The organism is Stenotrophomonas sp. CCNWLW162 (assembly GCF_037203745.1).
Classification (GTDB): Bacteria; Pseudomonadota; Gammaproteobacteria; order Xanthomonadales; family Xanthomonadaceae; genus Stenotrophomonas; species Stenotrophomonas maltophilia_AQ.
Map to the genome: position 1 here is coordinate 24,136 of NZ_JBBCBL010000016.1, position 6,334 is coordinate 30,469.

The following is a 6,334-nucleotide window of genomic DNA, read 5'->3' on the forward strand; positions in this document are numbered from 1 at the left end:
GATGCCCTGCCGGGGCAGGAGAACCTCCATTCTAGGCCGGACGCTGGCCCAGGGTGATCCGGTCGCGCTGCTCCAGGTCCTGCACTGTCTGCACATCGGTGAAACCCGCCGCCTCGAACAGCGCGCGGATCGCGGCGCCCTGGTCCCAACCGTGCTCAATCAGCAGCCAGCCGCCGGGCAGCAGGTGGGCCTGGCCACCATCGACGATGCGGCGGATGTCGTCCAGGCCATCCACGCCGGAAGACAGTGCGGTGGCCGGTTCAAAACGCAGGTCGCCCTGTTCCAGGTGCGGATCATCGCTGGCGATATACGGGGGATTGCTGGCGATCAGGTCGAAGCGCGCGCCCTGCAGCGGCGCATACCAGTCGTACCCGCCCTCGGCGAAGCGGACGTTGCGCAGCTCATGGCGGGCCGCATTGCGCGCAGCCACAGCCAGTGCACCCGGGCTGGCATCGGTGGCCAGCACCTGGGCCTGTGGCCGCTCGCTGGCCAGGGCCAGAGCGATGGCACCGCTGCCGGTACCGAGGTCGGCCAGCTGCAGCGTGCGTTCCGGCGGCAGGCGCTCCAGCGCCAGCTCGACCAGCAGTTCGGTCTCCGGTCGCGGAATCAGGGTGGCCGGGTCGACTTCCAGATCCAACGTCCAGAAACCGCGGCGGCCGGTCAGATAGGCCACCGGCTCGCCGGCCACGCGGCGTGCCAGCAACGCTTCGAAGGCAGCCTGATCGGCGGTGGCCAGCGGATCGGTGGCATGCGCGAACAGCCAGCTGCGTGGGCGGTCCAGCACGTGCAGCAGCAGCAGTTCGGCCTCGTGGCGGGCCTCTACGCCGCCGAGGCGGGCACTGGCCTCGGCCACGACCTGGCGCAGGGAGGGTTCGGGTTGGAAAGGCATTCCGCAATTGTAGAGCCGAGCCCATGCTCGGCTGCTGTTCGCGGTAGACCCAGCCGAGCGTGGCTCGACGCTACAAAAACCTGCGATCCGTTCAGGTTCCGCCGGAGGGAATAAGGAGGGGCTATCGGCCCCTTTCCATGCCTTGGGAAGATTTCTCTTGTCACACAGGCAGTTGCAGGATGAGGGTGGCAAGGTTCAGTGTCAGCTCATGGCCTTTTGATAGACTGCACCTATCAAATAGATGCAATCAATGGATTGTTCTTATCGATAGCGAGCCGGTAACCTAGGTCCTGTCGATTCACCCACTCCCCTTCACCCAGAGGAAAAACGATGTCCCTGATCAACACCCAGATCCAGCCGTTCGAAGCCAATGCTTACCTGAATGGCGAGTTCATCAAGGTTTCCGACAGCACCCTGAAGGGCCAGTGGTCGGTCCTGATCTTCATGCCGGCCGCCTTCACCTTCAACTGCCCGACCGAGATCGAAGACGCCGCTGACCATTACGCCGAGTTCAAAAAGGCCGGCGCCGAGGTCTACATCGTCACCACCGACACCCACTTCTCGCACAAGGTGTGGCACGAAACCTCGCCGGCTGTCGGCAAGGCCCAGTTCCCGCTGGTCGGCGATCCGACCCACCAGCTGACCAACGCCTTCGGCGTGCACATTCCGGAAGAAGGCCTGGCCCTGCGCGGCACCTTCATCATCAACCCGGAAGGCGTGATCAAGACCCTGGAGATCCACTCCAACGAGATCGCCCGTGACGTCTCCGAGACCCTGCGCAAGCTGAAGGCTGCCCAGTTCACCGCCGCCAACCCGAACCAGGTGTGCCCGGCAAAGTGGAAGGAAGGCGAGAAGACCCTGACCCCGTCGCTGGACCTGGTCGGCAAGATCTAAAGCAGTACCGGCCTGCCGTGGCCCCACGCCACGGCGCGCCTTTCATCCCCGTGCCGGTCCCCCCGCCGGCGTGGGGGTGAACCCAAGACAGCCAACGCTCGCCCGCCTTGGCCAGCCAGCCCCTTCCACGGTCGCTGTCTTGGGTTCACCCCTACCCCCTGCTGGTCCGCTACCTTCTACAGCGGTGCCACGCCCCCTGTTTGCCTGAAGCCAGGAGATGACCCGATGTTGGACGCCAACCTGCAGTCGCAGCTGAAGACCTATCTGGAGCGCGTGACCCGCCCGATCCAGATCACCGCGCACGCCGATGACGGCGCCAAGTCGCAGGAAATGCTGGAACTGCTGCAGACCCTGGACAGCCTGTCGGACAAGATTTCGCTGCAGGTGCTGCGCGATGGCCAGGGCCGCGTGCCGTCCTTCGACCTCGGCACCCCGGGCCAGGACATCCACCTGACCTTCGCCGGCCTGCCGATGGGCCACGAGTTCACCTCGCTGGTGCTGGCACTGCTGCAGGTCGGCGGCCATCCGTCCAAGGCCACCGCCGAGTTGATCGAGCAGGTGCAGAATCTGGAAGGCGACTACAGGTTCGAAACCTACTTCTCGCTGTCCTGCCAGAACTGCCCGGACGTGGTGCAGGCGTTGAACCTGGCCGCGGTGCTCAACCCGCGCATCCAGCACGTAGCCATTGACGGCGCCCTGTTCCAGGACGAAGTCGAGAAGCGCGAGATCATGTCGGTGCCGACCGTGTACCTCAACGGTGAAGTGTTCGACCAGGGCCGCATGACCCTGGAGCAGATCGTGGCCAAGCTGGACACCAACGCCGGCAAGCGCGATGCCGAGAAGATCGCCGCCAAGGACGCCTTCGACGTTCTGGTGGTGGGCGGTGGCCCGGCCGGCGCCGCAGCGGCGATCTACGCCGCGCGCAAGGGCATCCGTACCGGCATCGCCGCCGAGCGTTTCGGTGGCCAGGTGCTGGACACCATGGCGATCGAGAACTTCATTTCGGTGAAGGAGACCGAAGGCCCGAAGCTGGCCACGGCGCTGGAACAGCACGTGCGCGAGTACGAGGTGGACATCATGAACCTGCAGCGCGCCAGCGCGCTGGTGCCGGCCGGTGAAGACGGCCTGGTGCAGGTGCAGCTGGAAAACGGCGCGGTGCTGAAGTCGCGTTCGGTGATCCTGTCCACCGGCGCACGCTGGCGCCAGATGAACGTGCCGGGCGAAGACCAGTACCGCAACAAGGGCGTGGCCTACTGCCCGCACTGCGATGGCCCGTTGTTCAAGGGCAAGCGCGTGGCGGTGATCGGCGGCGGCAACTCCGGCGTGGAGGCAGCCATCGATCTGGCTGGCATCGTGTCGCATGTAACCCTGCTGGAATTCGATTCCAGCCTGCGCGCCGATGAAGTGCTGCAGAAGAAGCTGCGCAGCCTGGCCAATGTCACCGTGCTGACCAGCGCACAGACCACCGAAGTGCTGGGCGACGGCAGCCGCGTCACCGGCCTGGTCTACAAGGACCGCGTCGGCGGCGACGCCCACCGCGTCGAGCTGGAAGGCATCTTCGTGCAGATCGGCCTGCTGCCCAACACCGAGTGGCTGAAGGATGTGGTGGCGCTGTCGCCGCGTGGCGAGGTGGTCATCGATGATCGCGGCCAGACCAATCTGCCGGGCGTGTTCGCCGCTGGCGATTGCACGACGGTACCCTACAAGCAGATCATCATTGCCATGGGTGCCGGTTCGACCGCCGCATTGAGTGCGTTCGACCACCTGATCCGCTCGTCGGTGAGCAGCAGCAGTGGTGCTGTTGCTGAAGCTGCCTGATCCATCGTTCCCAGATCACCGGGAACATTGTCTGCCTGTCGGGTAACCATGCCGTCAGCCGGTCCGTTACCCCTGGGGTGTAAGGATGAACCTACGTGATCTGAAGTACCTGGTAGCCCTGGCCGACCACAAGCATTTCGGCCGGGCTGCCGCCTCCTGCTTCGTCAGCCAGCCGACGCTGTCCACGCAGATCCGCAAGCTGGAAGAAGAGCTGGGCCTGCCGCTGGTGGAACGCGCACCGCGCAAGGTGATGCTGACCCCGGCCGGCCAGGAAGCGGCGGCACGGGCACGCGTGATCGTGTCCGAGGTGGAACAACTGAAGGAAGCCGCACGTCGCAGCCGCGATCCGGAAGCCGGTACGGTGCGCCTGGGGATCTTCCCGACCCTCGGTCCGTACCTGCTGCCGCATGTGATTCCGCGCATCCGCGATCGCTTCCCGGAGCTGGAACTGCTGTTGGTCGAGGAAAAGAGCGATGTGCTGCTGGACCGCCTGCGCGAAGGCAAGCTCGACGCTGCGCTGCTGGCACTGCCGGTGATCGACGACCAGCTGCATGCCGAGTTCCTGTTCGAGGAACCGTTCCTGCTGGCTGTTTCCGGGCGCCACCCGCTGGCCCGCCGCGAACATCTGGACGTGCAGGAACTGGCCACGCAGAAGCTGCTGCTGCTGGAAGACGGGCATTGCCTGCGCGACCAGGCACTGGAAGTCTGCCGCCTGTTCGGTGCCAACGAGAAGTCCGAGTTCCGCGCCACCAGCCTGGAAACGCTGCGGCAGATGGTCGCTGCCGACGTCGGCATCACCCTGCTGCCGAGCCTGTCGGTGCAGCCGCCGGTGCCGCGCTCGAACAACATCCGCCTGCTCGACTTCACCGGCGAAGGCCGCCCCAGCCGCCGCATCGCCATGATCTGGCGCCGCAGCTCGGCCATGAACGACTTCCTGATGGAGCTGGCCGACCAGTTCAAGCGCCTGCCACAGGCGCTGTTCACCCTTGATGCGTTGAATGCCACCAGCGACGCGACCGCCTTGCCCGGCCCCGCGCTGAACGGCTGATCCCCCGCAGCACCGGCCCGGAATCGGTGGGAGTCGATTCCGGTCGCATTTGTCCCCACAATACAGACAGGCGGCGCCAGCAGGTGCCGCCTTTTGCATGGCTTTCAACCAAGGAGCTTCACCATGAACACCGCCAGCGGCCTGCCGCCGTCGATCACCGTTTCTACCTTCGACATGGACCGCCTGGACGCCATGCTCGAATCCCCTGCGCTGAGCCAGACGCCTGCCGCGCTCGCGCTTGCCGAAGAACTCAACCGTGCCACCGTGCTGGCACCGGACCAGATTCCCGAAGGCATCGTCATGATGCATTCGCGCGTGGAGTGCGAAGATGAAGTGTCGGGCGAGAAGCACGTCCTGACCCTGGTCTTCCCCCGCGAAGCCAACGTCGATGAAGGCAAGGTTTCCGTGCTGGCCCCGGTCGGCAGTGCCCTGCTTGGTCTGGCCATCGGCCAGAGCATCGACTGGAATGCGCCCGGCGGCCGCAAGCTGCGCCTGCGCGTGACTGCGGTCCACAACGACCGCCCCTGATTACCGCTGCGCACCGCGCGCGATTCGATCCCCCTGCACCAGGAGCCGTAATGAGTACCCCGTCCAAACTGTCCCAGCTGCGCGAACTGTCCGTGGTCGTTGCCGATACCGGTGACTACGAGGCAATCAAGCGCCTGCAGCCGGTGGACTGCACCACCAACCCGACCCTGGTGAAGAAGGCGCTGGACCTGCCGGTGTACGCCGAGCTGATCGAACGCGAACTGGCCTGGGGCCGCCAGCAGGGTGGCGACCGCGAAGCCGTGGTGCATGCCGTGGCCGACCGCCTGACCATCGGCGTTGGCGCGCTGCTGAGCACGCTGGTGCCGGGCCGCGTGTCCACCGAAGTGGACGCCGACCAGGCCCACGACACCGCTGCCACCGTGGCCAAGGCCCGCCAGTTCATCCAGATGTACGCCGATGCAGGCGTGCCGCGCGAGAAGATCCTGATCAAGATCGCCGCGACCTGGGAAGGCGTGGAAGCCGCGCGCATCCTGCAGGCCGAAGGCATCGACTGCAACCTGACCCTGATCTTCAATCCGACCCAGGCGCTGGCCTGCAGCGAAGCCGGCGCGTTCCTGATCTCGCCGTTCGTGGGCCGCATCCTGGACTGGTACGTGGCCAACGGCCAGACCCCGGCCAGCATCGATGAAGATCCGGGCGTCGTGTTCGTGCGCGGCGTGTACGCCGAATTCAAGCGCCGCGGTTCGCCGACGGTGGTGATGGGCGCCTCGTTCCGTTCGACTGCGCAGATCGAAGCGCTGGCCGGCTGCGACCGCCTGACGATTTCGCCGGACCTGCTGGAGAAGCTGGACGCCGACCACGGCGAGCTGCCGCGCAAGCTGGTGGCCGGTGCGGCCGATGGCGCGGTGGTGACCCCGATCGATGCGGCGAAGTTCGCAGCGGATCTGGCGGCCGATCCGATGGCCACCGAGAAGCTGGCGACCGGTATCGATGCGTTTGCCAAGGATCTGGAAGCGCTGCGTCAGCGGATCCGCGAGGCACTTTGAGTCCAGCCAACGGCTGAGCCCCTCGTGGCGGGTCGCTATGAGCAAAAGCTGCGCTTGGCCGGGGGGGGGGGGGGGGGGGGGGGGGGCGGGGGGGGGGGGCCGGGGGGGGGGGGGGGGGGGGGGGGGGGCGCCCCCCCCCGCCCCCCCCCC

Annotated in this window: 6 protein-coding genes; 5 read left to right on the forward strand and 1 reads right to left on the reverse strand. The window is 66.3% G+C overall.

The features are described from left to right. Positions 1-31: 31 nt before the first annotated feature. Complete coding sequence (prmC, locus tag V9K93_RS20720) at positions 32-889, reverse strand: peptide chain release factor N(5)-glutamine methyltransferase (RefSeq protein ID WP_136639797.1); 858 nt, start codon at positions 887-889, stop codon at positions 32-34. A gap of 330 nt (positions 890-1,219) precedes the next feature. Between prmC and ahpC the strand changes: the two genes are divergently transcribed. The 5 genes from ahpC to V9K93_RS20745 all read left to right on the forward strand — a co-directional run bounded on the left by ahpC (position 1,220) and on the right by V9K93_RS20745 (position 6,184). Continuing rightward, complete coding sequence (ahpC, locus tag V9K93_RS20725) at positions 1,220-1,783, forward strand: alkyl hydroperoxide reductase subunit C (RefSeq protein ID WP_004144811.1); 564 nt, start codon at positions 1,220-1,222, stop codon at positions 1,781-1,783. A 225-nt stretch (positions 1,784-2,008) separates the two neighbouring features. After that, the gene (ahpF, locus tag V9K93_RS20730) at positions 2,009-3,601 is read left to right on the forward strand and encodes an alkyl hydroperoxide reductase subunit F (protein ID WP_136639796.1); all 1,593 of its coding nucleotides are present in this window, start codon (positions 2,009-2,011) and stop codon (positions 3,599-3,601) included. A gap of 85 nt (positions 3,602-3,686) precedes the next feature. Beyond that, positions 3,687-4,649: a LysR substrate-binding domain-containing protein gene (locus V9K93_RS20735; RefSeq protein ID WP_046985201.1), complete on the forward strand. Its 963-nt coding sequence runs from the start codon at positions 3,687-3,689 to the stop codon at positions 4,647-4,649. Between the two features lie 123 nt (positions 4,650-4,772). Next, positions 4,773-5,177: a nucleoside diphosphate kinase regulator gene (gene rnk / locus V9K93_RS20740; RefSeq protein ID WP_014036052.1), complete on the forward strand. Its 405-nt coding sequence runs from the start codon at positions 4,773-4,775 to the stop codon at positions 5,175-5,177. Positions 5,178-5,227: 50 nt separating this feature from the next. Next, positions 5,228-6,184: a transaldolase gene (locus V9K93_RS20745; RefSeq protein ID WP_337303138.1), complete on the forward strand. Its 957-nt coding sequence runs from the start codon at positions 5,228-5,230 to the stop codon at positions 6,182-6,184. The last annotated feature ends 150 nt before the right edge of the window (positions 6,185-6,334 follow it).

Excerpts from the sequence above, each read along its gene's own strand:
- V9K93_RS20735 (WP_046985201.1), top strand. The coding sequence starts at position 3,687 with ATGAACCTACGTGATCTGAAGTACCTGGTAGCCCTGGCCGACCACAAG.
- rnk (WP_014036052.1), top strand. The coding sequence starts at position 4,773 with ATGAACACCGCCAGCGGCCTGCCGCCGTCGATCACCGTTTCTACCTTC.
- prmC (WP_136639797.1), bottom strand. The coding sequence starts at position 889 with ATGCCTTTCCAACCCGAACCCTCCCTGCGCCAGGTCGTGGCCGAGGCC.
- V9K93_RS20745 (WP_337303138.1), top strand. The coding sequence starts at position 5,228 with ATGAGTACCCCGTCCAAACTGTCCCAGCTGCGCGAACTGTCCGTGGTC.
- ahpF (WP_136639796.1), top strand. The coding sequence starts at position 2,009 with ATGTTGGACGCCAACCTGCAGTCGCAGCTGAAGACCTATCTGGAGCGC.
- ahpC (WP_004144811.1), top strand. The coding sequence starts at position 1,220 with ATGTCCCTGATCAACACCCAGATCCAGCCGTTCGAAGCCAATGCTTAC.